Annotated in this window: 22 protein-coding genes; 14 read left to right on the plus strand and 8 right to left on the minus strand. The window is 73.1% G+C overall.

The genetic code is table 11. From position 1 onward, the window contains the following. Positions 1-5 precede the first annotated feature (5 nt). Complete coding sequence (locus QJ852_04940) at positions 6-431, plus strand: OB-fold domain-containing protein (GenBank protein ID WGX97783.1); 426 nt, start codon at positions 6-8, stop codon at positions 429-431. Positions 432-457: 26 nt separating this feature from the next. Here the strand turns inward: QJ852_04940 and QJ852_04945 are convergent, their stop codons facing one another. After that, complete coding sequence (locus tag QJ852_04945) at positions 458-1,534, minus strand: alcohol dehydrogenase catalytic domain-containing protein (GenBank protein ID WGX97784.1); 1,077 nt, start codon at positions 1,532-1,534, stop codon at positions 458-460. 91 nt (positions 1,535-1,625) lie between these two features. On the opposite strand from QJ852_04945, the gene QJ852_04950 reads away from it, so the two are divergent. The 9 genes from QJ852_04950 to QJ852_04990 all read left to right on the plus strand — a co-directional run bounded on the left by QJ852_04950 (position 1,626) and on the right by QJ852_04990 (position 11,787). Then, on the plus strand, positions 1,626-2,435 hold the full coding sequence (locus QJ852_04950; GenBank protein ID WGX97785.1) for an enoyl-CoA hydratase-related protein: 810 nt from the start codon (positions 1,626-1,628) through the stop codon (positions 2,433-2,435). Further along, the gene (locus tag QJ852_04955; GenBank protein ID WGX97786.1) at positions 2,432-4,099 is read left to right on the plus strand and encodes an AMP-binding protein; all 1,668 of its coding nucleotides are present in this window, start codon (positions 2,432-2,434) and stop codon (positions 4,097-4,099) included. Before QJ852_04950 ends, QJ852_04955 begins: the two co-directional genes overlap by 4 nt. A gap of 3 nt (positions 4,100-4,102) precedes the next feature. After that, positions 4,103-4,996, plus strand: coding sequence for a CoA ester lyase (locus tag QJ852_04960; protein WGX97787.1), 894 nt, complete (start codon positions 4,103-4,105; stop codon positions 4,994-4,996). Next, entirely contained in the window at positions 4,993-6,033 is a 1,041-nt protein-coding gene (locus QJ852_04965; GenBank protein WGX97788.1) for an alcohol dehydrogenase catalytic domain-containing protein, read from the plus strand. The genes QJ852_04960 and QJ852_04965 overlap by 4 nt, the downstream gene beginning before the upstream one ends. A gap of 67 nt (positions 6,034-6,100) precedes the next feature. Further along, positions 6,101-7,393, plus strand: coding sequence for a hypothetical protein (locus QJ852_04970; GenBank protein WGX97789.1), 1,293 nt, complete (start codon positions 6,101-6,103; stop codon positions 7,391-7,393). Then, positions 7,390-8,556 carry an acyl-CoA dehydrogenase family protein gene (locus QJ852_04975; GenBank protein ID WGX97790.1) on the plus strand — a complete coding sequence of 389 codons (1,167 nt, stop codon included), beginning with the start codon at positions 7,390-7,392 and terminating at the stop codon, positions 8,554-8,556. The genes QJ852_04970 and QJ852_04975 overlap by 4 nt, the downstream gene beginning before the upstream one ends. Next, on the plus strand, positions 8,556-9,044 hold the full coding sequence (locus tag QJ852_04980; protein WGX97791.1) for a MaoC family dehydratase: 489 nt from the start codon (positions 8,556-8,558) through the stop codon (positions 9,042-9,044). Before QJ852_04975 ends, QJ852_04980 begins: the two co-directional genes overlap by 1 nt. Continuing rightward, a complete protein-coding gene (locus QJ852_04985) occupies positions 9,041-11,032 on the plus strand; it encodes an FAD-dependent oxidoreductase (protein ID WGX97792.1) in 1,992 nt (663 codons plus the stop codon). Before QJ852_04980 ends, QJ852_04985 begins: the two co-directional genes overlap by 4 nt. After that, positions 11,029-11,787 (plus strand): SDR family oxidoreductase, encoded by a 759-nt coding sequence (locus tag QJ852_04990; GenBank protein WGX97793.1) that lies wholly within the window; start codon positions 11,029-11,031, stop codon positions 11,785-11,787. The genes QJ852_04985 and QJ852_04990 overlap by 4 nt, the downstream gene beginning before the upstream one ends. On the opposite strand, the gene QJ852_04995 is transcribed toward QJ852_04990, so the two are convergent. Genes QJ852_04995 through QJ852_05010 form a run of 4 tightly spaced genes read right to left on the minus strand, consistent with a single transcriptional unit; the run spans position 11,778 to position 15,502 of the window. Then, entirely contained in the window at positions 11,778-12,722 is a 945-nt protein-coding gene (locus QJ852_04995) for a zinc-binding dehydrogenase (GenBank protein ID WGX97794.1), read from the minus strand. The genes QJ852_04990 and QJ852_04995 overlap by 10 nt on opposite strands. Before the next feature lie 9 nt (positions 12,723-12,731). Beyond that, complete coding sequence (locus tag QJ852_05000; GenBank protein WGX97795.1) at positions 12,732-13,520, minus strand: crotonase/enoyl-CoA hydratase family protein; 789 nt, start codon at positions 13,518-13,520, stop codon at positions 12,732-12,734. Further along, complete coding sequence (locus QJ852_05005) at positions 13,517-14,275, minus strand: SDR family NAD(P)-dependent oxidoreductase (GenBank protein WGX97796.1); 759 nt, start codon at positions 14,273-14,275, stop codon at positions 13,517-13,519. The genes QJ852_05000 and QJ852_05005 overlap by 4 nt, the downstream gene beginning before the upstream one ends. A 30-nt stretch (positions 14,276-14,305) precedes the next feature. Continuing rightward, the gene (locus QJ852_05010) at positions 14,306-15,502 is read right to left on the minus strand and encodes a thiolase family protein (GenBank protein WGX97797.1); all 1,197 of its coding nucleotides are present in this window, start codon (positions 15,500-15,502) and stop codon (positions 14,306-14,308) included. An 85-nt stretch (positions 15,503-15,587) separates the two neighbouring features. Between QJ852_05010 and QJ852_05015 the strand changes: the two genes are divergently transcribed. Genes QJ852_05015 through QJ852_05030 form a run of 4 tightly spaced genes read left to right on the plus strand, consistent with a single transcriptional unit; the run spans position 15,588 to position 19,495 of the window. After that, positions 15,588-16,757: an acyl-CoA dehydrogenase family protein gene (locus tag QJ852_05015; protein ID WGX97798.1), complete on the plus strand. Its 1,170-nt coding sequence runs from the start codon at positions 15,588-15,590 to the stop codon at positions 16,755-16,757. 38 nt (positions 16,758-16,795) lie between these two features. After that, complete coding sequence (locus QJ852_05020; protein WGX97799.1) at positions 16,796-17,923, plus strand: acyl-CoA dehydrogenase family protein; 1,128 nt, start codon at positions 16,796-16,798, stop codon at positions 17,921-17,923. After that, complete coding sequence (locus QJ852_05025; GenBank protein WGX97800.1) at positions 17,923-18,672, plus strand: SDR family oxidoreductase; 750 nt, start codon at positions 17,923-17,925, stop codon at positions 18,670-18,672. Before QJ852_05020 ends, QJ852_05025 begins: the two co-directional genes overlap by 1 nt. Positions 18,673-18,694: 22 nt before the next feature. Beyond that, complete coding sequence (locus QJ852_05030; GenBank protein ID WGX97801.1) at positions 18,695-19,495, plus strand: amidohydrolase family protein; 801 nt, start codon at positions 18,695-18,697, stop codon at positions 19,493-19,495. 143 nt (positions 19,496-19,638) lie between these two features. On the opposite strand, the gene QJ852_05035 is transcribed toward QJ852_05030, so the two are convergent. Genes QJ852_05035 through QJ852_05045 form a run of 3 tightly spaced genes read right to left on the minus strand, consistent with a single transcriptional unit; the run spans position 19,639 to position 22,617 of the window. Further along, positions 19,639-20,379 carry an FCD domain-containing protein gene (locus QJ852_05035; GenBank protein ID WGX97802.1) on the minus strand — a complete coding sequence of 247 codons (741 nt, stop codon included), beginning with the start codon at positions 20,377-20,379 and terminating at the stop codon, positions 19,639-19,641. Continuing rightward, positions 20,376-21,419 carry an alpha/beta hydrolase gene (locus tag QJ852_05040; protein ID WGX97803.1) on the minus strand — a complete coding sequence of 348 codons (1,044 nt, stop codon included), beginning with the start codon at positions 21,417-21,419 and terminating at the stop codon, positions 20,376-20,378. The genes QJ852_05035 and QJ852_05040 overlap by 4 nt, the downstream gene beginning before the upstream one ends. Continuing rightward, positions 21,412-22,617 carry a CoA transferase gene (locus QJ852_05045; GenBank protein WGX97804.1) on the minus strand — a complete coding sequence of 402 codons (1,206 nt, stop codon included), beginning with the start codon at positions 22,615-22,617 and terminating at the stop codon, positions 21,412-21,414. Before QJ852_05045 ends, QJ852_05040 begins: the two co-directional genes overlap by 8 nt. Positions 22,618-22,629: the final 12 nt, after the last annotated feature.

Here is a 22,629-nt window from a genome sequence, read left to right on the forward strand (position 1 = left end):
CCCCGATGTCCCTGGCGCCCTCCGCGGCCCCCTCCCCGGCCCCGGTCGTCCGCGACGACCTGTCCGGCCCCTTCTTCGACGCCTCCGCCGAGGGGCGCCTGCTGCTGCGCTACTCCCCGTCGAGCGGCGAGTGGTCGGAGCCGGCCGCGATGGTCTGCTCGCTCACCCAGGCTGCCGACCTCGAGTGGCGCGAGGCCTCCGGCCGCGGCTCCCTCGTGTCCTGGACGGTCAAGCCCGGCCGCCCGCGCGACGACCAGCCCGCGGTCGACACGGTGATCGGCATCGTCGAGACCGAGGAGGGGCCCTGGCTCACCCTCCTGCTGCCCGAGGTCACGGACCGGTCGGTGCTGCGCGTCGGCGCGTCCGTCGTCGTCGGCTTCGTCCAGCCCGAGGGGAGCGAGCACCTTCCGGTCGGCCGGCTCGTGGGCTGAGCGCCGCTGGGCTGCCCTCCGCTCGGTCAGAAGGTGACGATGGTCCGCGCGGTGGTGGCGTTGTCGATGTCGTCGAGCGCCGCCGCGAGCCCGTCGAGGGAGACCGTGGCGCCCTGGAGGGCGTCGAGGTCGAGGCGGCCGGAGAGGTACATCTCGGCATAGAGGGGCACGTCGACCCGCAGCTGCGTGCCGCCGAGCCGGGAGCCCTGGAGCCGCTTCTCGGCGAGCAGGTCCGCGGCGGGCAGGCTGATCGTGTCGCCGGGCCGGGCGAGCCCGACGACGGTGGCGGTGCCGCGCGTGCCCAGCATGGCGAACGCCTGGGCGATCGTGGTGGGCAGGCCGACCATCTCGAGCGCGTGGTCGACGCCGCCGGTGAGGTCGAGGACGGCGGCGACCGGGTCGGTCGCGGCAGCGTCGACGACGTCGGTGGCGCCCATCCGGCGGGCGAGGTCGAGCTTCTCGGGCATCCGGTCGATCGCGACGATGCGCGACGCGCCGGCGAGCGCGGCGCCCTGCACCGCGCTGAGCCCGACACCGCCGCAGCCGACGACGGCGACGGTCTGGCCGACGCGGACGGCGGCGCTGTGGCGCACCGCGCCGAGTCCCGTGATCACGGCGCAGCCGAGCAGGGCGGCCTTGTCGAGAGGCATCGCGGCGGGCACCTTGGCGACGCTGGACGCCTGCAGCAGCATCTCCTCGGCGAAGCTGCCGATCCCGACGAACTGGGTCACCGCACGGCCGTCGAGCGTGAGCCGGGGCGAGCCGTCGGTGCGGGTACGACGCAGGTCGGTGCAGTGCTGGGGGTGGCCCTGGCTGCACCAGGCGCAGGTCCCGCAGGAGCCCGCGGGCGCCACCACGACGTGGTCCCCGGGAGCGAGGCCCGCGACGTCGCGGCCGACCTCGACGACGACGCCCGCGGCCTCGTGGCCGAGCACCGTGGGCAGGCCGAGCGCCGGGTTCCCGCCGGTCTGGCCGTGCCGGTCGGAGTGGCAGATGCCGGTGGCCGCCGTACGGATCCGCACCTCGCCCGCGAGGGGAGCCTCCACCCGTACGTCCTCGAGCACGACCCGCTGGTCGAACCCGTGCAGTACCGCAGCCTTCACGTCGATCGTCCTCTCTCTTGCCTCTGTGACGGACGCTACCGTAGATTGTTGATCATCAAAACCATGGATTGACGTCCGAGGAGGAGGAAGAGTGGCCGCGATCGACGTCGAGACCCGAGGTCCCCACGACAATGTCCGGTGGATCACGATCAACCGTCCCGAGCGGCTCAACGCCTACGACCTCGACATGGCGCGCACGCTGATCGCCGCCTTCGAGGACGCGGCGTCCGCCGACGCGGTCGTGCTCACCGGGGCCGGTGGCGCGTTCTGCGCCGGCGGTGCGCTCGACCAGCTCGGGGAGCCGGACCCGGAGCAGCTGCGTGCGCTCTTCACCGGCTCGCTGCGCCTGGTCGACGCCATCCGCTCGTGCCCGCGGCCGGTCATCGCCGCCGTCGACGGCCCGGCCGCCGGCGGGGGGAACGAGCTCGTCGTCGCCTGCGACTTCGCGATCGCCACGGAGCGCTCGACCTTCGGCCAGACCGGGCCCCGCGTGGGCTCCGCGCCGGTGCTCGGCGCCACCAACCTGATGGCGGTGCAGATCGGCGAGAAGCGCGCCAAGGAGATGGCGATGATGTGCCGGCGCTACTCCGCCGAGCAGGCGCTCGCCATGGGCCTGGTCAACGAGGTCGTCCCCGACGGCGGTCTGGAGGCGGCGGTCGAGCGGTGGCTCGGCGAGATCGAGCGACTCAGCCCCCGCTACCTCGAGATCGCCAAGATCAGCTCCAACCAGTGGTGGAACGCCTCCAAGGACAACATGTCCGCCGGGCTCGGGATGCTCATCCAGGCCATCGGCAGCGAGGACATGCGCGAGGGCGCCAACGCCTTCCTCGAGAAGCGCAAGCCCGACTTCCGCGCCGCACGGCGCGCCCAGCACCAGCCGACCGAGAAGGACGACCAGTGAGCCTGCGTCACTACCGCGACCTCCAGCCCACGTTCGCCGACCGCGCCCAGTGGGCGCTGCCGACCGTGTTGCGCCACCACGCCGCCGAGCGGCCCGACGCGGTCTGGCTCGACTGCCCCGAGGAGGGCCGCACCTGGACCTACGCCGCGACGCTCGCGGCCGCGGAGCGGGTGGGCCGCAGCCTTCTCGCGGCCGGGGCCGAGCCCGGCGACCGCGTGGTCCTCGTCGCGCAGAACTCCTCGCAGTTCGTCCGCACGTGGGTGGGCACCGCGGTCGCCGGCCTCGTCGAGGTGCCGATCAACACCGCCTACGAGCACGACTTCCTCGCCCACCAGGTCAGCACCGTGGAGGCGACGCTCGCCGTCGTCGACGACGTGTACGCCGCGCGCTTCGTCGCGATCCCGGACGCCGCCAAGTCGATCCGCAAGTTCTGGGTGATCGACACCGGGTCGCGGGACGAGGCGCTCGCCACGCTGCGCTCGGCCGGCTGGGAGGCCGCTCCGTTCGAGGAGCTGGACGAGGACGCCACCGCGCCGGGCGTCGTCGAGGGCACGATCGCCCTGCCCGACGTCCGCCCGCAGGACCTCGCCTCGGTGCTGTTCACCTCCGGCACCACCGGTCCCAGCAAGGGCGTGGCGATGCCGCACGCCCAGATGTACTTCTTCGCCGACGAGTGCGTTTCGCTGGTCCGGCTCACCGCCGACGACGCCTGGATGTCGGTCACGCCGCTCTTCCACGGCAACGCCCAGTTCATGGCTGCCTACCCGACACTCGTGGCGGGCGCCCGCTTCGTCACCCGCAGTCGGTTCTCCGCGAGCCGCTGGGTCGACCAGCTCCGCGAGAGCCGGGTCACCGTCACCAACTTCATCGGCGTGATGATGGACTTCATCTGGAAGCAGGAGCGCCGCGACGACGACGCCGACAACCCGCTGCGGGTGGTCTTCGCCGCCCCGACCGCAGCGACCCTCGTCGACCCGATGAAGGAGCGGTACGGCATCGAGGCGTTCGTCGAGGTCTTCGGCCTCACCGAGACCTCGGCGCCGATCATCTCGCCGTACGGCGAGGCCCGGCCGGCCGGCGCGGCCGGACTGGCCGCCGACGAGTGGTTCGACGTCCGGCTCGTCGACCCGGAGACCGACGAGGAGGTCGGCATCGGCGAGATCGGCGAGCTGGTCGTGCGGCCGAAGGTGCCCTTCATCTGCTCGATGGGCTACTTCAACATGCCGGACAAGACGGTCGAGGCGTGGCGCAACCTCTGGTTCCACACCGGTGACGCCCTGCGCCGCGACGAGGACGGCTGGTTCTACTTCGTCGACCGGTTCAAGGACGCACTGCGCCGCCGCGGTGAGAACATCAGCTCCTACGAGATCGAGACGTCGATCCTCGCCCACCCGGCCGTCGTCGAGTGCGCGGTCATCGCGGTGCCCGCCTCGAGCGAGGCGGGCGAGGACGAGGTGATGGCCTACGTGATCACGGGCGGCGACGTCCCGCCGCCGACGCCCGAGGAGCTGTGGACCCACTGCGACGGCCGGATCCCGTCGTTCGCGGTGCCGCGTTTCCTGCGGTTCGTGGAGGAGCTGCCCAAGACGCCCTCTCAGCGGGTCCAGAAGGCCAAGCTCCGCGCGCTCGGCGTCACCGACGACACCCACGACCGCGAGGGCTGAGTCGTGCATCCCTACCGCACCGTCCTCTTCGTCCCGGCGCACAAGCCGGAGTGGGTCTTCAAGGCGCTGGCGTCGGGAGCCGACTGCGTGGTCCTCGACCTCGAGGACTCCGTCCCGCAGGACCTCAAGCCCGGAGCGCGGGCGACGGTCCGCGAGACCCTGCCGAAGCTGCGCGCCGAGCGTCCCGAGGTCGGCCTCTTCGTCCGGCCCAACGGGCTCGCGACCCGGCTCGCCGGCGCGGACCTCGAGGCGGTCGTGTGCCCCGAGCTCGACGGGGTCTTCGCGCCGAAGATCAAGGACGCCACCGACGTCCTGCGCTGGGAGACCCTCATCGACTGGTTCGAGGCGCGCAACGGCGCCGAGGGCCTGGAGATGATCGTCCCGGTCGAGATGGTCGACGCCATCACGAACTGCTTCGAGATCGCGGCCGCCTCGCCCCGCGTCGGCGCCATGATCGGCCCGACCTCCGAGCACGCCGACATCGCCCGGGCCGTGGGCTTCCGGCAGTCGCGGGAGGGATCGGAGACGCTCTACCTGCGCAGCCGCATCCTGCTGGCGTGTCGGCAGTACGGCCTGCACCCACTGACCGCCCTGTGGGAGGACCTCGCCGACCTCGAGGGCCTGCGGGAGTTCGCCGACTACGGCTTCCAGCTCGGCTTCCGAGGAATGGTCGCCATCCATCCGAGCCACGTGCCGGTCGTCAACGACGTCTTCACGCCCTCCGACGAGGAGGTCGCGTACTACGCGGAGCTCGTCGCCACCGTGGACGCCGCGGTGGCCCGCGGGGAGGGCGCGGTGCGCTTCCGGGGCCAGCACGTCGACCTGGCCCATGCCGACAAGGCCCGGGACTGGCTCGCGCACGCCCGGCTCGTGCGGGGAGAGTCACCGGGTCGATGAGGGCCTTCGTCCTCGACCGCGACGGGTGGGGGCTGGCCGACCTCCCCGACCCCCGGCCGGGGGCCGGGCAGGTCGTCGTCCGTACGACGGCCGCGGGCCTGTGTCACTCCGACCTCACCCTGGCGAGCCGGTCGGTCGACCAGCATCCCTTCGCGCTGCCCCTCGTCCTGGGTCACGAGCTGGCCGGCACGGTGGAGGCACTCGGGCCCGGTGTCGCCGAGCATGCCGGGATCGAGGTCGGGGCCGCGGTGGTCGGCTACGGCCCTCGGGGCTGCGGTCGGTGCGGCCGGTGCGCGAGCGGCGCCGAGAACTACTGCCGCACCCCCGGTCCGCGGCTGCCGCCCGGACTGGGTGCGCCCGGCGCACTTGCGGAGCTCGTCGCGGTCGACGCCGATCACCTGGTGCCCGCCCCCGGCGTCTCGCCGGCCCAGGCGGCCGCGCTGACCGATGCCGGGCTGACGGCCCGGCACGCCCTCGAGCGCGCCGTGATGGCCGTCGGCCTGCCCGCCGAGGAGACCACCGTCGTCGTCATCGGGGTCGGCGGTCTCGGGCACGTCGCCGTCCAGCTCGCCCGGCGGGCGGGCAGCAGGCTGCTCGCCGTCGACCGGCTGCCCGCCAAGCGGGAGCTCGCGGCCCGCTGCGGAGCCGACCACGTCCTCGCTCCCGGGCCGTCGCTGGCGCGCGCGGTGCGCGAGCTGACCCAGGGCCGCGGGGCCGATGTCGTGCTGGACCTGGTCGGGTCCTCGTCCAGCCTGGACCTGGCCTCCGAGGTGGTCGCCATCGGCGGGATCGTCTCCATCGTCGGCGTCGGCAGCGGTCGCCTGGCGGTCGGCATGCACGCGCTGCCGCTCGGGGTGCGCACGGATCTGCCCTACTGGGGGACCCGGCCGGAGCTGGTCGGGCTGCTCGGACTGGCCGCGGCCGGAGAGGTGCGGGTCGAGGTCGAGGAGGTCGGGCTGGAGGCCGTCGAGGCCGCCTACGCGCGCCTGGCCGCGGGCGAGGTGCTGGGTCGCGCCGTCGCGCGGCCGCGCGGTTGACCCTTGCGCGTGATCCGAATCACTGATAAGGATTATATCCATCATCAGCGCTAGGAAAGGTGCCCCCATGCTCACAGTTCTGCGGACGGGGTGGCGGTCCCGCGGCGCCGCGCTCGCCGGTCTCGCCGCCGCGACGCTCGCGCTCACGGCGTGCTCCGGCTCGTCGGCGACCGAGGAGACCAACGCCGGCGGCAGCAGCATCGAGTACGGCGCCGACAAGTCGGCGTACGTGGACGCGCTGGCCGACATGGATCCGGTGACGCTCGCCATCCAGTCGACCGGGCCGAAGGGGTCGGCGACCGGGCGACGCTTCGAGGACTACGCCGCGGCCGTCGAGGAGTGGTCGGGCGGGAAGATCACCTTCGAGTTCACCTACTCCAACGGCATGGCGCCTCCCAACGAGGTGCACCTCGCGCTGGCCGACGGTCGGCTCGACATCGGCTCGGTCATGCCGGCCCTGGTGCCCGACGACCTGCCGGCGGCCAACGCCCTCGGGGACCTCAGCCACCTCGGCCGCCAGACCCCCGTCGACTGGATGCTGCAGTGGCACGGGATCATGCTCGACCTGGCGGCCGCCACCGACGACGTCGACCGCGAGTACGAGAAGCACGGGATGAAGCTGCTCCTGCCCGCCTTCGGGTCCGGAGCCTATATGCCCTACTGCACCGATCCGGGCGCCTCGACCGACGAGCTCGACGGCCGGGGGGTCGCGAGCCAGAGCAAGGTCCAGAACCGTGAGGCCGAGGCGCTCGGCCTCACGCCGACGTCGATCAGCTACGCCGAGATGTTCGAGGGCCTGCAGCGCGGTGTCATCGACTGCGCCTTCAGCACCGTCACCGGCGCGGCCCTGGGCGGCTTCATCCCCGCGGCACCGCACGTGGCCTACGCCGAGGAGGAGGGCTTCAACGCCCCGGCCGGCACCATCGCGATCAGCCTGGCGCGCTGGAACGAGCTGCCGCTCGCGGCGCAGCAGCTGATGTACGACCGGCTCGACGTGCTCCTGCAGGCCAACTTCGAGGGCGCCTGGGAGAACACCGCGGCGGCCGTCGGGGCCGTGCTCGACGCCGACGGCGCGCTCACACCGTTCGACGCGGACGTCGTGGAGCGGCTCGCGGACGTCCACGCCGCCGTCGAGGAGGAGGTGGCCGGCACCGATGCGGTGACCGACGGCGAGGCGCTCGTCGATGCCGCGCGGGAGGCCGAGACGGAGTGGGCCGGCCGCATCGACGCCCTCGGGATCGACGGGGTCGGCACGTCGTACGAGGACTTCCCGGCCTGGTACGCGCAGGGGGCCCCCGACCTGCAGCCCTACTTCGACGCCCTCTGGGACGGCGCGATGGGCGATCGGCGGCCGTCGTGAACTTCGAGCCCGATCCCGACCACGACGACATCAGGCAGGGGATGCGCGACCTCTGCGCGCGCTTCCCGGACGAGTACTGGGCGGAGCGGGACGAGCGGCACGAGTTCCCCTGGGACTTCTACCGCGCCGTCACCGACGCCGGCTGGCTGGGCCTGACCATCCCCGAGGAGTACGGCGGCGGCGGGCTGGGCGTCACCGAGGCGGCGATCGTCGAGCGCGAGATCGCAGCGTCCGGGGCGGGCATGGGTGGCTGCAGCGCGGTGCACATCGGGATCTTCGGGTTCGAGCCGATCCTGCGTCACGGCAGCGAGGAGCTGAAGCAGCGCTTCCTGCCCCGGGTGCCGAAGGGCGACCTGCAGATCTCCTTCGCCGTCACCGAGCCCGACGCCGGCACCGACACCACGAACCTGTCGACGTTCGCGCGCAAGGTCGACGGGGGCTGGCTGGTCTCGGGGAAGAAGGTCTGGATCTCCAACGCCCAGCAGGCCGAGCGGATGCTGCTGCTGGCGCGCACGACACCGAAGGAGCAGTGCGCACGTCGTACCGACGGGCTGACGGTGTTCTTCGCCCCCGTCGACCGGGAGCGGGTCACCATCCGGCCGATCCCGAAGATGGGCCGCAACTCCGTGGACAGCAACGAGCTCTTCATCGACGACCTCTTCGTCGCCGACGAGGACGTGGTCGGCGAGGTCGGGCGCGGCTTCCAGGTGATCCTCACCGGCCTCAACGCCGAGCGGGTGGTCGCGGCCAACGCGATGCTCGGCATCGGCGAGGCGGCCCTGCGCCGGGGCGTGCAGTACGCCAAGGACCGCGTCGTCTTCGGCCGCCCGATCGGGCAGAACCAGGGCCTGTCCTTCCAGCTCGCCGAGGCCAAGATCCGGATCGAGGCCGCGGACGCGGTGCTGCAGCGGGCGACCTGGCTCGTCGACCAGCAGCGCCCCTGCGGCGCGGAGGCCAACTACGCCAAGTGGCTGTGCGCGGAGGCCGGCTACTACGCCGCCGACGTCGCGCTGCAGGTGCACGGCGGCATGGGCTATAGCAAGGAGTTCCACGTCGAGCGGTACTTCCGCGAGGCGCGGCTGATGCGGATCGCCCCGATCAGCCAGGAGATGGTGCTCAACTACGTCGCCGAGCACGTGCTCGGCCTTCCGAGGAGCTATTGATGCGCGGGTTGTACTTCGAGGAGTTCGAGATCGGGCGGGTCTACCGCCACGCGTTCCGCCGCACCGTCACCGAGATGGACAACGTGCTGTTCACGTCGCTGACCATGAACGTCGCGCCCATCCACCTCGACGCGGAGTACGCGAAGACCACGATCCACGGGCGCCCGCTGGTCAACAGCCTGTTCACGGTCGCGCTCATCGGGGCGTTCCACGTCCCGGAGCTGACCATGGGCACCACCTTGGGCAACCTGGGCTACGAGGAGGTGCGGTTCCCCGCGCCGGTGTTCCACGGCGACACCCTGCGCGGCGAGACGACGATCCTCGACAAGCGGGTCTCGAAGAGCCGCGACGACTCCGGCATCGTGTGGTTCGAGCACCGGGGCTACAACCAGGACGACGTCCTGGTGATGACCTGCAAGCGCGCCGGACTGATGCTCCGCACGCCGGCGGAGGTGTCCGCGGAGGTGCCCGCGGAGGCGGCCCGATGACGACCACCGCTGCTCCCGCCTTCCCCCACGTCTTCTCGCCGATCACGATCGGCACGATGCGCCTGCGCAACCGGGTGATGGTGCCGCCGCACGGCTCCGGCATCGGCAACCTGTGGGGCACCGAGGCCGAGGCCGAGATCCACATGGCCTACTGGGAGTCGCGCGCCCTCGACGGCGCCTCCTGGATCGACGGGGTCCGCGGCCGGGTGCGCAACCCGGTCATCCCCGGCTTCGAGACGGGCGGCTACGGCGCCGAGACGATCGGCAACTACCGCCAGCCCAACTACGTCGAGCGGGTCCAGGAGCTCGCACACCGGCTCCACCGCGCGGGCGCGGTCGTCACCAGCCAGCTCACCGTCATCGGCGGCGTGCCGCAGTCGCCCGGCCGGGTGCTGAGCTCGCCGCTCACCAACACTCGCCCCCACGTGATGTCGGTGGCCGACATCGCCGAGTACGTCGAGGAGTACCGGTTCAGCGCGACGCGGGCGCGCGAGGCCGGACTCGACGGCATCGAGCTGCACCTCAACCACGACGACATGCTCGAGTGGTTCCTCTCGCCGCTGACCAACGACCGCACCGACGCCTACGGTGGCCCGCTCGAGAACCGGGCACGGTTCGCCCTCGAGGCGCTGCGCGCCGTACGGGACGCGGTCGGCAGTGAGCTGACGGTGGGCGTCCGCTTCAACCTGCGCGAGGAGATGCCGGAGGGCTACGACGAGAGCGGCGGCGTCGAGGTGGCCCAGCTGCTCGAGTCCACCGGGCTCGTCGACTACCTCCACGCGGTCGTGGGCTCGCCCTGGGGGGATCCCAGCTACATCCAGCCCCAGTACTACGGCGCGGCGCAGTGGGCCGAGCTCGCCGGTCGCGTCCGCGCCGCGGTCGCGCTGCCGGTCGTCTACGCCGGGCGGGTGACCACGGTCGAGGTCGCCGAGCAGGTGCTCGCCGCGGGCCACGCCGACGTGGTCGGGATGGCCCGCGCCTACCTCGCCGAGCGCGACCTCCTCACCAAGGCGCGCGAGGGGCGCGCCGTCGAGATCCGCCCGTGCATCGGCGGCAACGACTGCATCAGCCGCCAGTACGCCGAGGGCCTGCCGTTCGGCTGCGCCGTCAACCCGCACGTCAAGACCGAGGTGGACGGACGCTGGGGCGAGGGTGCGCTCGGCGTCGCCGCACGGCCTCGCGACCTCCTGGTCGTCGGCGCGGGCCCGGCCGGCCTCGAGCTGGCCGCCCTCGCCGCGGAGAGCGGCCACCGGGTGCGCCTGTGGGAGGCGGCCGACCACATCGGTGGGCAGCTCGCGACGGCGGCCAAGGCGCCGACCTTCGAGCGGTACGCCGACTACCTCGCCTGGCAGGGCGCGCGGCTCGCGCGGCTCGGGGTCGACATCGAGCTGGGACGCCGGGCGAGCGCGGACGACGTCGTCGCCGCGGGAGCGGAGATCGTGGCCGTGGCGACGGGCGCCCGGCCGCACCGCCCGGCCATCCCCGGTGTCGACCTGCCGCACGTGCTCGACGCTGCCGACGTCCTCGACGGGGCCGCGGCCGTCGGGCACCGGGTCCTGGTGGTCGCGCGCGACGACCACCTGCCGCCGCTCACCGTGGCCGACCTGCTCGCCGGCCGGGGGCACGACGTCACCCTCGTCTACGGCGCCGCCCAGCCCGGGCAGCTGCTCGGCAGGTACATCCTCGGCGGCATCCTGGCCCGTCTCCACGGCCGGGGGGTCGCGTTCCGGCAGCTGGAGGAGGTGCGGGCGATCCGCGCCGACGGGGTGGACGTGCGCCACGTCTACACCTTCGCCGACGCGGCGCTCGACGGCTACGACTCGGTCGTGCTGGCCTGCGGTGCCGACAGCGACGCCTCCCTGCACGCCGAGCTCGTCGGCCGGGTCCCCGAGCTCCACCTGCTCGGCGACGCCTACGCGCCGCGCCGCCTCTCCTTCGCCACCCGCCAGGCCTACGCCCTCGCCGACCTGCTCGCCACGGCGCCGTGACGCGCCGCCGGGGCGCGCTGGTGGTCGGCGGCGCCGGCGCGATCGGCGCTGCCTGCGTGGCCGCGCTGGTGCGCGACGGGGCGGCGGTCGTGGTCGCCGACGTCGACGCGGACGCCGCGGCGGAGGTGGCCGCGGCGGCCGGCGCGGCCGGCGCCGTCGGGCTCGACGTCACCTCGCCCATCGCGGTCGGGGCCGGTGTCGCGCGGGCCGCGGAGCTGCTCGGCGGGCTCGACGTCGCCGTCAACCTGGCGGCCGTCGGCGGACCGGCCGCACGGCTCCACGAGTACGACGACGCCGCCTGGGAGCGGGTCGTCGACGTCAACCTGCACGGGACCTTCCGGTGCCTGCGCGAGCAGGTGCGCGCGATGCTCGGGACCGGGGGCAGCATCGTCGTGGTGTCCTCCGTCGGCAGCGGGGTCGGCTTCGCCGGCGCCGCCGCCTATGCGACGTCGAAGCACGCCTTGACCGGGCTGGTCCGCTCGGCCGCCCTGGAGTACGCCGGCGACGGGATCCGGGTCAACGCCGTGGCGCCGGGCTTCGTCGACACCGGACTGCTGCGCTCACGGCGCTCGCCGGACGAGATCCGGCGCCTGGAGGCGGCCCATCCGCTGGGCCGGCTCGCCGACGTCGACGAGGTGGCCGCGGTCGTGCGCTTCCTCGCCTCGCCGGACGCGGGCTTCGTCACCGGCTCGTGCTACGGCGTCGACGGCGGCTTCCTGGCCGGGGACACGGCGCTGCTGCGGCCTCAGGGGTAGCGGGCGACGAGCCGGCCGGTCACCTCGCCGGCGTGCAGCCGGGCGAGCGCGCCGGGGATGTCGTCGAAGCCGATGAGCTCGAGCGCGGGGGAGAGGTCGCCGGAGGCGAACATCTCGTAGACGGCGGCGATGTCCTCGACCGTCCCGCCGCGCGAGCCGAGCAGGGTCACCTGCTTGAGGATGAGGGCGTTGGTCGAGATGGTCGACTCGAGCCGGCCCATCCCGACCTGGACGACGCGACCGTGCTCGCGCACGACCTCGACCGCCCCGGCGGTCGTGGTGCCGAAGCCGGCGAAGTCGACCACCACGTCGAGGCCGACCCCGGCGAAGTCGCGGATGTCGGGGGCGACCTCGCGCACGCCGAGCTCGCGGGCCATCGGCCACAGCGAGCGCTTGGGCTCCGCGGCGTACACCTCGGCGCCCCGGAGGACGGCGATCCGCGCGCCGACCTGGCCGAGGCCGCCCAGGCCGATGATGCCGACCTTGTCACCGGCGCCGACCTCGCCGCGCACGACGACCGCGCGGTACGGCGCCCGGCCGGCGTCGGTGCCCGCGGCGGCGAGCTCGTCGGAGAGCCCGTCGGGGACCCGCACGAGGTCGGCGGGGTCGGCGAGCGTCAGTGGCCCGTAGCCGCCGTCCCGGCCGAGCCCCGGCCGGGTGGTTCCGGCCGGGTTCACCGCGACACGCTCGCCGAGCGACCAGCCGGTGACCCCCTCCCCGAGGGCCGCCACGACCCCGGCGATCTCGTGCCCGAGCGTGAGCGGGAACGGGCCGACCCGCTCGGTCCAGGTCGCGTCGTGAAGGATGCCGACGTCGGTGTGGCACAGGCCGGCGGCTCGCACGGCCACCAGCACCTCGCCGGGGCCCGCGACCGGCTCGGGCAGCTCGGTCAGGCGCAGGGGCTCACCGGTGCCCGTCATCTGCCAGGCGCGCATGGCCACCGCTCAGCGGCCCGTCCAGCGGGGAGCGCGCTTCTCGACGAACGCGAGGGCGCCCTCCTTGGCGTCCGCGGACTCGCGGACCGGGTTCACGAACGCCTCCTGGCGCTCGAACATCTCCGCCAGTGGCCAGTCGACGGAGCGCACGAGCACCTGCTTGGAGGCCGCGAGGGCGAGGGGCGCGTTCGCGGCCACCTCGTCGGCCAGCTCGAGGGCTGCGGCCAGCGCCTCGCCGGGCTCGGTGATCCGGTTGACGAGGTGGACGGCGGCGGCGTCGGGCGCCGGCCACATCCGACCGGTCAGCACCAGCTCCATCGCCAGGTGGTAGGGGATCCGCCGCTGCAGCCGCAGCAGGCCGCCGGCCGCGGCGGTCAGGCCCCGCTTGACCTCGGGGAGGCCGAACCGGGCGGCCGACGAGGCCACGACCAGGTCGCAGGCCAGGACGATCTCGAAGCCGCCGGCCAGGGCGTAGCCCTCGACCGCGGCGATCACCGGCTTGGTCGGCGGCTGCTTGACGATGCCCGCGAAGCCGCGGCCCTCGACGACGGGGCGCTCGCCGCGGGCGAACCCCTTGAGGTCCATGCCGGCGCAGAAGGTGCCGCCCGCGCCGGTGATCACGGCGACGCTGAGGTCGTCGCGCTCGTCGAGCAGCGTGAGCGCGTCGGCGATCTGGTGCGCCATCGCCATCGACATGGCGTTCTTGGCGTCGGGCCGGTTCATCGTCAGCACGAGCACGCGGCCGCGCTCCTCGACGAGCAGGTCGGTCTCGGTCACGACGGTCTCCTCCGTGGTCATCGCGGGCTCATCCGGATCGCGCCGTCGAGGCGGATGGTCTCGCCGTTGAGGTAGGGGTTCTCGATGATCTGCTGGGCCAGCATCGCGAACTCGTCCGGCTGTCCGAGCCGGGCGGGGTTGGGCACCTGGGCGCCGAGACCGTCGCGGATCTCCTGGGAGAAGCGCGCGAGGATCGGGGTGTCGAAGACGCCGGGGGCGATGGTGTTGACGCGGATGCCCTTGGTGGCCAGGTCGCGCGCCGCGACGAGGGTCATGCCGACCACGCCGGCCTTGGCCGAGGCGTAGGGGATCTGCCCAACCTGTCCCTCCCAGGCGGCCACGGAGGCCGTCAGCACGCACACCCCGCGCTCCTCCCCGAGCGGCTCGTTCACGGCCATCCGCGCCGCGGCGAGGCGCAGCACGTTGAAGGTCCCGACGAGGTTGATCTCGATGAGCTGCCGGTAGAGGTCCAGGTCGCCCGCGTTCCCGTCGCGGTCGACCAGGCGCACGGTGCCGCCCCTGCCGGCGCAGTGCACGAGCGTCCGGAGGGGGCCGTGCTCGACCGCGATGTCGAGTGCGGCGTCGACGGCCGCGGGGTCGGTGACGTCGGCGGCCGCGTAGGAGCCGCCGAGCTCCTCGGCGAGCTCCTTGCCGAGCTGCTCGTTGAGGTCGAGGACGACGACGTGCGCGCCGGCACGTGCCAGGCGCCGTGCGGTCGCGGCGCCGAGGCCGGACGCACCGCCGGTGACGAGCGCCGAGGCTCCGGTGAGGTCCACGTGGTTCTCCTTCGGTCGGGTGGGCGCGGCTCAGAGCCGCTCGATGATGGTGGCGTTGGCCATGCCGCCGGCCTCGCACATGAGCTGGAGGCCGAGGCGCTGCTCGTTGTCCTCCAGGGCGTGGAGGAGGGTGGTCATCAGGCGCGCTCCGGACGCGCCGAGCGCGTGGCCGAGGGCGATGGCGCCGCCGCGCGGGTTGACCCGCGCGGGATCGACGTCGAACTCGGCCAGCCAGGCGAGGGGGACCGAGGCGAAGGCCTCGTTGAGCTCGACGTGGTCGATGTCGCGGACGGACAGACCGGAGCGGGCCAGGACCTTGTGCGTGGCGGGGATCGGTCCGGTCAGCATGAGCAGCGGGTCGTCCCCGACCACCGCCATGCTGTGGATCCGGGCGCGCGGGGTGAGCCCGAGCCGCTCGGCCCGCTCGCGCGACATGAGCAGCAGCGCGCTGGCGCCGTCGGTGATCTGCGAGGAGTTGCCGGCCGTGACGGACCAGTCGATCTCCGGGAACCGGGCGGCCAGCTCGGGTGTCTCGAAGACCGCCCGCAGCCCGGCCAGGCGCTCGGCCGTGGTGCCGCGCCGGATCGTCTCGTCGCGATCGGCGGGGCCCTCGGGCGTCGCGATCGCGATCACCTCGCGGTCGAACGCTCCGGAGTCCTGGGCGGCGGCCGCCAGCTCGTGGGAGCGGGCGGCGTACTCGTCGAGCTCGGCACGGGAGAGCTTCCAGCGGGCGGCGACCAGCTCGGCCGCGACGCCCTGGGAGACCAGGCCGGGCGCGAACCGCTCCGCCACCCGCGCGCCGTACGGGTCGGCACCCATCCGCGCCGAGCCCATGACGACGCGGCTCATCGACTCCACGCCGCCCGCGACGACGGCGTCGGCCTGTCCGGAGGCGATCGCCTGCGCGGCGAAGTGCACCGCCTGCTGGCTGGATCCGCACTTGCGGTCGATCGTCGTGGCCGGCACGTGCGGCGGGAGCCCGGCGCCCAGCCAGGCCATCCGCCCGGGCGTCGCCGACTGCTCGCCGACCTGCGAGACGCACCCGACCATGACGTCGTCGACGGTGCCCGGGTCCAGGGCGGGGCTGCGGCCCAGCAGGGTCTCGATCGTCTGCGAGAGCAGGTCCACGGGGTGCACGCCCGCGAGGGAGCCCTCGGGCTTCCCGCGGCCGCTCGGCGTGCGCACGGCGTCGACGACCACGACATCGGAGAGGGTGCGTCCAGTCACCCCTAATGCTTATCATGATATTCATCAAGTGTCACGAGCCCTTGACATCCGACCGGGTGGCAAATCTAGGATAATGATTACAACCGTGAAGGAGGATGTCGTGCCGAACGACGAGTACGCGGAGATCCGGCAGCTCGCCGCTCAGGTCGCCCGCGACGTGTACGGGCCGGTGGCCGAGGAGATGGACGTCAACCGCACGCCCGTGTCCCGCGAGCAGCGCATGCAGCTGGGTGAGCTCGGCTTCCTCGGCATCGCCCACCCCGAGGAGTACGGCGGCTCCGGAGCGCCCCTCGCCCAGGCGCTGGTGGTGGTCGAGGAGTTCGGCAAGGTGTGCCGCCCCGCCGCCTTCCAGATCTTCGAGGCGAACACCGGCCCCGCCCAGGTGATCACCCACCTCGGCACCGCGGAGCAGAAGCAGCGCTGGCTGCCCTCGATCATCAGCGGGGAGAAGACGATGGCGGTGGGCATCTCCGAGCCGGACGCCGGCTCGGCCGCCACCGACATGCGCACGACCGCCAAGGTCACCAACGGCACCGTCGTGATCAACGGCAACAAGCGCTGGATCTCCAACGGCGGCGAGGCCGACCAGTACGTCGTCTACTGCCGCCTCTCCGACGCGCCCGGCGCCAAGGGCATCGGCGCCGTCGTCGTCGACAAGGGCACGCCCGGCTTCTCCTTCGGAGCCGGCGAGCGCCTGATGGGCTTCCGTGGCATCCCGTCGGCGGACCTCTACTTCGACAACGTCGAGGTGCCCGAGGAGAACATCGTCGTCCCCGCGGGCGGCTTCGGCAGGCTGTTCGGAGTCTTCTCGATCGAGCGCATGGGCAACACCACGATGAGCCTCGCCATCGGGCAAGCGGCGCTCGACAAGACGCTCAAGTACGTCGAGGAGCGCGAGCAGTTCGGCAAGCCGCTCATCGAGTTCCAGAGCATCCAGGTGATGCTCGCCGACATGGTGCTGCAGGTCGAGGCGGCGCGCCTGCTGCGCGACCAGGCCGCGGCGTCGGTCGACGAGAAGGGCATGCCCGACCCGCTCAAGGTCTCGCTCGCGAAGTGCACCGCCAACGAGATGGCCAAGCGGGTGACCGACCTCGCCATGCAGATCCACGGCGGCAACGGCTACACCGAGGAGTACGGCCTCGAGCGACTGCACCGCGACGCCCACGGCTGGGCGATCGCCGGTGGCACCCCGACGATGCAGCGCATCCGGATCGTGTCCGAGGTGCTCGGCCGCAAGTTCGACCAGCGTCGCTGACCCGTGACCGCCGCGGCTGCGGCAAGGAGGATGGACCCATGTTCGACCTGAGCCCGGAGCACCGGGAGATCCAGGCGGTCGCCCGCGAGGTCGCGGCCGCCGTCGCGCCGTTCGCCGACGAGGCCGACGAGTTCGTCGAGGTGCACCCCAAGGTGCGCAGCCTGCTCGCCGAGAGCGGGCTGGCCCGCCAGGTGGTCACCGCGGCGTACGGCGGCGCGTCCGACGTCCTGGACCCGCTGACCATCGCCGTCGTGCGCGAGGCACTCATGTACTCCTCCGCGCACCTCGACTCGCTCTTCGGCATGCAGGGGGTCGGCAGCTACTCGCTGTCCGCCGGCGGGTCCGAGGAGCTCAAGGCACGGTGGCTGCCCCGGGTGGCCACGCTCGACGCCATCGCGGGTCTCGCGCTCACCGAGCCCGATGTCGGCTCCGACCTGCGCGCGGTCTCGACGACGCTGGTCGCCGACGGCGACGAGCTCGTCGTCAACGGCCGCAAGTCCTTCATCACCAACGGTGGCGCGGCCGACTTCTACTGCACGCTCGTGCGCGAGGGCGACGGCTGGTCGATGGTCCTGGTGCCCGCCGACAGCCCCGGCCTGACCGTCGAGCGCGGCGCCGACCTGATCGCGCCGCACATCCTCGGCGAGCTGACGTTCACCGATGTGCGGGTGCCGGCCGGCAACCGGCTGGGCGTGCCCGGCAAGGCGTTCTCCCTCATGCTCCAGACCCTCGCCGTCTTCCGCGTCACCGTGGCCGCGTCCGGCGTGGGTCTGGCCCAGGCCGCCCTCGACGAGGCCCGCGCCCACGCGCTGGCCCGTGAGCAGTTCGGCAAGCCGCTCATCGAGCTGGGCGCGGTCGCGCAGGGCCTGGCCCAGTCCTGGACCGACGTCGAGGCCGCACGGGCCTTCGTCTACCGGGCCGCGGCGCTGGCCAAGGCCGACCCGCTCGGCCATCTCGACTACTCGTCGATGGCCAAGGTGCACGCGACCGAGGCCGCCGCGCGGGTGGTCGACCGCTCGCTGCAGACCATGGGCCGCTTCGGTCTGGTGCGCGGATCGAAGATCGAGCGCCTCTACCGCAACGCCCGGCCGCTGCGCGTCTACGAGGGCGCCACCGAGGTGCTGCTCGACTCGCTGGCGCGCCGGCTCGCGAAGGGTGCGCGCTGATGGACCTGCGACTGACCGACACCGTCGTCCTCGTCACCGGCGCGAGCCGTGGCCTGGGGGCCGCGATGGCGATCGAGCTGGCCCGCGAGGGTGCGTACGTCGTGGCCGCGGCGCGGTCGAAGGACAGCCTGGCCGAGGTCGCCGCGCGTGGCGACGGTCGGATCTCGACCGTCGAGGCGGACATGCGCGACGAGGCATCCGTGCAGGCGCTGGTCCCCGAGGTAGTGGCCCGTCACGGTCGCATCGACGGCCTGATCAACAACGCCGGCATCGCGCCGGCCGGCAAGTTCGCCACGCAGGACCCGGCGATCTGGAAGGACGCGCTCGCCGTCAACGTCGTCGCGCCGATGCTGCTGGCGCAGGCCGCCGGCGTCCGGATGATCGAGCAGGGCGGCGGGCGCATCGTGAACGTCGCCTCCACCACCGGCCTGCGCGGCAAGCCGTTCCTGGTGCCCTACTCCACGTCGAAGGGCGCCGTCGTGCGCTTCACCGAGGCGCTCGCCGCGGAGTGGGCGGCGAAGAACGTCCAGGTCAACTGCATCGCGCCCGGCGCCTTCGTGACCGAGGCGCAGAAGGCGGTCACCGAGTCGCCCGAGCTGCACGCCAAGCGGATCGCGAAGATCCCGGCCGGGCGGATGGCCGACCCGGCCGAGCTCGTGCCGCTGGCCTGCCTGCTCGTCTCGCCCGTGTCGGCCTTCACCACCGGGGCGACCTTCGTCGTCGACGGCGGCGAGTCCGGCAAGCTCTGAGAACCACGGAAGGACCCTTCGCGTGATCATCGACGCCCACGCCCACGTCTGGCCCGACAGGATCGCCGAGATCGCCCTCTCGGCCAACCGGCTGCCCGACCTCAACGCGCGAGGCGACGGCACGGTCGGCGGGCTGGAGGCCGACATGGCCGCCAGCGGCGTGTCCGTCAGCTGCTGCCTCGGCATCGCCAACGAGGCGCGCCACGTCGACTCGGTCAACCGCTTCGTCGCCGGTCTCACCTCCGAGACCCGTTTCGGGTTCGGCACGGTCCACGTGGAGCTCTCGGCCGAGGAGAACATCGCCAGTCTCCGGCGCCACGGTGTGCGCGCCGTCAAGATCCACCCGCTGTTCCAGGGCTTCGCCCTCGACGACCCGCGGCTGTGGGAGATCTTCGAGGCGATGGGGGAGGAGTTCGCCGTCATCACCCACGTCGGCGAGGGCGGCTCGCCCGAGGCGAACCGGCTGTCCAGTCCCGCGATGATCCGCGACATCGCCGCCCGGTTCCCCGGGCTGCGCCTGATGGCCTGTCACTTCGGCGGCTACAAGATCCTCGACGACGCCGAGGAGATGCTGGCGGGCGCCGACGTCGTGCTGGAGACCAGCTGGCCGCCGAGCCTGGCCACGCTGCGGCCCGAGCGCGTGCGCGACCTGATCCGCAAGCACGGTGCCGAGCGCATCGTCTTCGGCTCCGACTGGCCGATGACCAGCCCCGCGGAGGAGATCCGCGCGATCGACGCCCTCGGCCTGAGCGACGACGAGACGAAGCGGGTGCTCGGCGGCACGCTCGCCCGCGTGCTCGGCATCGACTCGCCCTGGGCCTGAGCACTCGGGCCTGAGCACTCGGGCCTGAGCACTCGGGCCTGAGCACTCGGGCCTGAGCACTCGGGCCTGAGCACTCGGGCCTGAGCACTCGGGCCTGAGCACTCGGGCCTGAGCACTCGGGGCGAGCAGCCGCGGGGAAGCCGTCAGGCGCCGTTGCCCCACACGATGGGCGCGGCGAGGATGTCGGGGAACTTCTTCTCCGCGTAGCGCAGGTACTGGTGGACGTGGTCGGCCATGGCATCGGCCGAGCGGACGGGATCGCGCTCGGCGATCGCCTCGTAGATGCTCAGGTGGGCCTTGTGCACCGCGACCCGGCGCACCTCCGGGTAGTCGATGCCGATCGCGGAGCCGTCGAGGATGCCGAGCAGCGCGTCGACGAGATAGCCGAACATGGCGTTGCCCGAGCCGTGCGCGATGACGTCGTGGAAGCGCTTGTTCTCCTCGAGGAAGACCGACTGGTCGTCGAGGTGGGCGTGCATCGTGTCGACGCTCGCCTTCAGGTCGGCGAGTTGGTCGTCCGACATCCGCTCCGCCGCCAGCTGGGCCATCATCGGCTCGAGACCACCGCGCGCCTCGGCGATGGTGCGGAAGGGCGCATTGGCGAACTGCAGCAGCAGGGTCAGCGAGGTGGCCAGGCTGGTGGAGTCCGGCTGCTGCACCACGGGGCCGCCGCCGGGCCCCGGCTTGAGCGAGATGACGCCCTGGAGCTCGAGGAAGCGCAGCGACTCGCGCAGGGTGCCGCGCCCGACCTCGTACTCCTCGAGCATGATCCGCTCGGGCGGCAGGCGGTCGCCGACGGTGTTGCCGCGGCGGTTGATGTCGCCGACGATGCGCTGCGCGAGCAGCATGGCCGTCTTCTGGGGCCGCATCGGGGTCGTGGTCATGGGTTCACCTCTGTGGTCGCCGGTGGCTGTGTGCCGGTGCCCGGCGGGTAGGGCTGAATCATAGGCAGGGATTGGGCGGTTCGTGGCGGAAGCCCCTTCCCGGCGGCGAGCCGCCGGACGGCGGCGACGACCTCCGCGCGCGCCTCGCGCGCTCCCGCCGACGCCGCGGTGAACCGCAGGAAGCCGTGGCACAGCTCGGGGTGCCGGCGCACGGTCACCCGGACGCCGGAACCCGCCAGGGCGGCCGCGAAGGCGGCGCCCTCGTCGTGGAGCGGGTCGTGTCCGGCGAGGACGACATGGGTGGCCGGGAGGCCGGCGAGGCCGTCGGCATGCAGCGGCACCAGGTCGGCCGTCGCCTCCGGGCGCGGGTGCCCGGCGAGGTAGTGGCCGAAGAACCAGCGCATGTCGGCCGCGCCGATGGGGAACGCGGCCGCCCGCGTGCGATACGACGCCGTGCTGTCCGGCAGTCCCAGGACCGGGTAGAGCAGGAGGAGGAAGGCCGGGGCGACGGGCCGGGCGCGCAGGGCGAGCGCGGCGGCGAGGTTGCCGCCCGCGCTGTCCCCGCCGAGTCCGAGCGGGCCGGCGTAGGTCGCGGCCGCCCACGCCCATGCGGCGGCCAGGTCGTCCAGGCCCGCGGGGAAGGGATGCTCGGGGGCGAGCCGGTAGTCCACGCTCACCACCCGCACCCCGGCGTCGCGCGCGACGAACCGGCACAGCTCGTCGGCGTAGTCGAGATCGCCGGTGACCCAGCCACCGCCGTGGGCGTACACGAGGGTCGCGCCCGGCGCGGAGACGGGCTCGTACACCCGGACCGGCACCGGCAGGCCGTCGTCCGGGCCGAGCTCGGTGACCGGCACGCCCGGGCCGTCGGCGCACAGCCGGTTCCCGGCCACGACGCGCTCGCGGGCCTCGGCGGGGGAGAGCTCGACCATGGGGACGTTGCTCGCGGCGGCGCCCCGCAGCGCGGCGAGCCCGACCTCGAGGTCCACCTGGAGGTCCGCCTCGGTGTGCGGCTCCGAGCCGGCGGGGCGGTCAGTCACTGACCACTCCGGCCGAGGCCAGCTCGGCCAGCTCGGCGGCCGACAGGCCGATCCCGCTCAGCACCTCGGCGGTGTGCTCGCCGACGGCCGGGACGCCGTCGTACGACGGTCCGGCGTAGGAGCCCAGGTGCAGGATCGGGCCGGGGACCAGGGCATCTGCCCCGAGGGCGCTGCCTGTCAGGGCGGTCAGCGTGCGCTCGGCGAAGTGCGGGTCGGCGACGATGTCGCTGGAGTCGTTGACCGCGGCCGCGACCACCTCGAACTTGTCGAGGATCGCGAGGACCTCGTCGCGCGGTCGCTGCTTGACCCAGTCGACGACGATCTCCTGCAGCGACTCGTTGTTGGCCATCCGGGCGACATTGGTCGCGTAGCGCTCGTCGGTCTGCAGGTCGATGCGGTCCATCGCCTCGAACAGCCGCATGGCGATCGCCTGGTTGGAGCCGGCGATGGAGAGCCAGCCACCGTCGGCGGCCTGGTAGATGCCGCGCGGGGAGGCGGCGCCCGAGGCGTTGCCGTGACGCTGCATGATCTCGCCGGAGGCGGTGTAGTTGAGCACGGCGTCGCCGAGGATGAACATCAGCGGCTCGTAGAGCGCGACGTCGACCTCGCTGCCCTTGCCCGTGCGGCCGCGGTCGAAGAGCGCCATCGCGGTGCCGTAGGCCGCGGAGATGCCGGCGATGGAGTCCGCGAACCCGAACGGCGGCGCCGTCGGCGGCGTGTGCGGCCAGCCGTTGAGGAAGGCGTAGCCGCTGGCGGTCTCGGCGACCGTGCCGAAGCCCGGACGCTCCCGGTACGGCCCGGTCTGGCCGAAGCCACTGACGCGCGTCATGACCAGGCCGGGGTTCACCGCGCTGAGCTCGGCGTACGACAGCCCCCACGCCTCCATCCGGCCGGGCCGGAAGTTCTCGATCAGCACGTCGGCGTCCGCGACCAGGCGCTGGAGGACCGCGCGCCCCTCCGGCCGCCGCATGTCGATCCCGACCGACCGCTTGCCGCTGTTGAGGCGGGCGAAGCCGATGGCGGCGCCCTCGTGGGCCGGCTGCCACTGGCGCGCGAAGTCCCCGTGGGTGGGGTCCTCGACCTTGATCACGTCGGCGCCGAAGTCGCGCAGCATCCGGCCCGCGGTCGGGGCGGCGTACATGGAGCCGGCCTCGATCACGCGCACGCCCGCGAGGGGCCCCTGGGCAGCAGCAGTCATGGGATGTCCTTC

Origin of the sequence: Nocardioides sp. L-11A (assembly GCA_029961745.1) — a bacterium.
In the GTDB taxonomy this organism is placed as follows: Bacteria; Actinomycetota; Actinomycetes; order Propionibacteriales; family Nocardioidaceae; genus Nocardioides.

Coding starts and splice junctions, on each gene's coding strand:
- QJ852_04995 (WGX97794.1), bottom strand. CDS start 12,722: ATGCGCGCCTGGCAGATGACGGGCACCGGTGAGCCCCTGCGCCTGACC.
- QJ852_05025 (WGX97800.1), top strand. CDS start 17,923: ATGGACCTGCGACTGACCGACACCGTCGTCCTCGTCACCGGCGCGAGC.
- QJ852_04940 (WGX97783.1), top strand. CDS start 6: ATGTCCCTGGCGCCCTCCGCGGCCCCCTCCCCGGCCCCGGTCGTCCGC.
- QJ852_04965 (WGX97788.1), top strand. CDS start 4,993: ATGAGGGCCTTCGTCCTCGACCGCGACGGGTGGGGGCTGGCCGACCTC.
- QJ852_04980 (WGX97791.1), top strand. CDS start 8,556: ATGCGCGGGTTGTACTTCGAGGAGTTCGAGATCGGGCGGGTCTACCGC.
- QJ852_05000 (WGX97795.1), bottom strand. CDS start 13,520: ATGACCACGGAGGAGACCGTCGTGACCGAGACCGACCTGCTCGTCGAG.
- QJ852_04985 (WGX97792.1), top strand. CDS start 9,041: ATGACGACCACCGCTGCTCCCGCCTTCCCCCACGTCTTCTCGCCGATC.
- QJ852_04970 (WGX97789.1), top strand. CDS start 6,101: ATGCTCACAGTTCTGCGGACGGGGTGGCGGTCCCGCGGCGCCGCGCTC.
- QJ852_05045 (WGX97804.1), bottom strand. CDS start 22,617: ATGACTGCTGCTGCCCAGGGGCCCCTCGCGGGCGTGCGCGTGATCGAG.
- QJ852_05035 (WGX97802.1), bottom strand. CDS start 20,379: ATGACCACGACCCCGATGCGGCCCCAGAAGACGGCCATGCTGCTCGCG.
- QJ852_05020 (WGX97799.1), top strand. CDS start 16,796: ATGTTCGACCTGAGCCCGGAGCACCGGGAGATCCAGGCGGTCGCCCGC.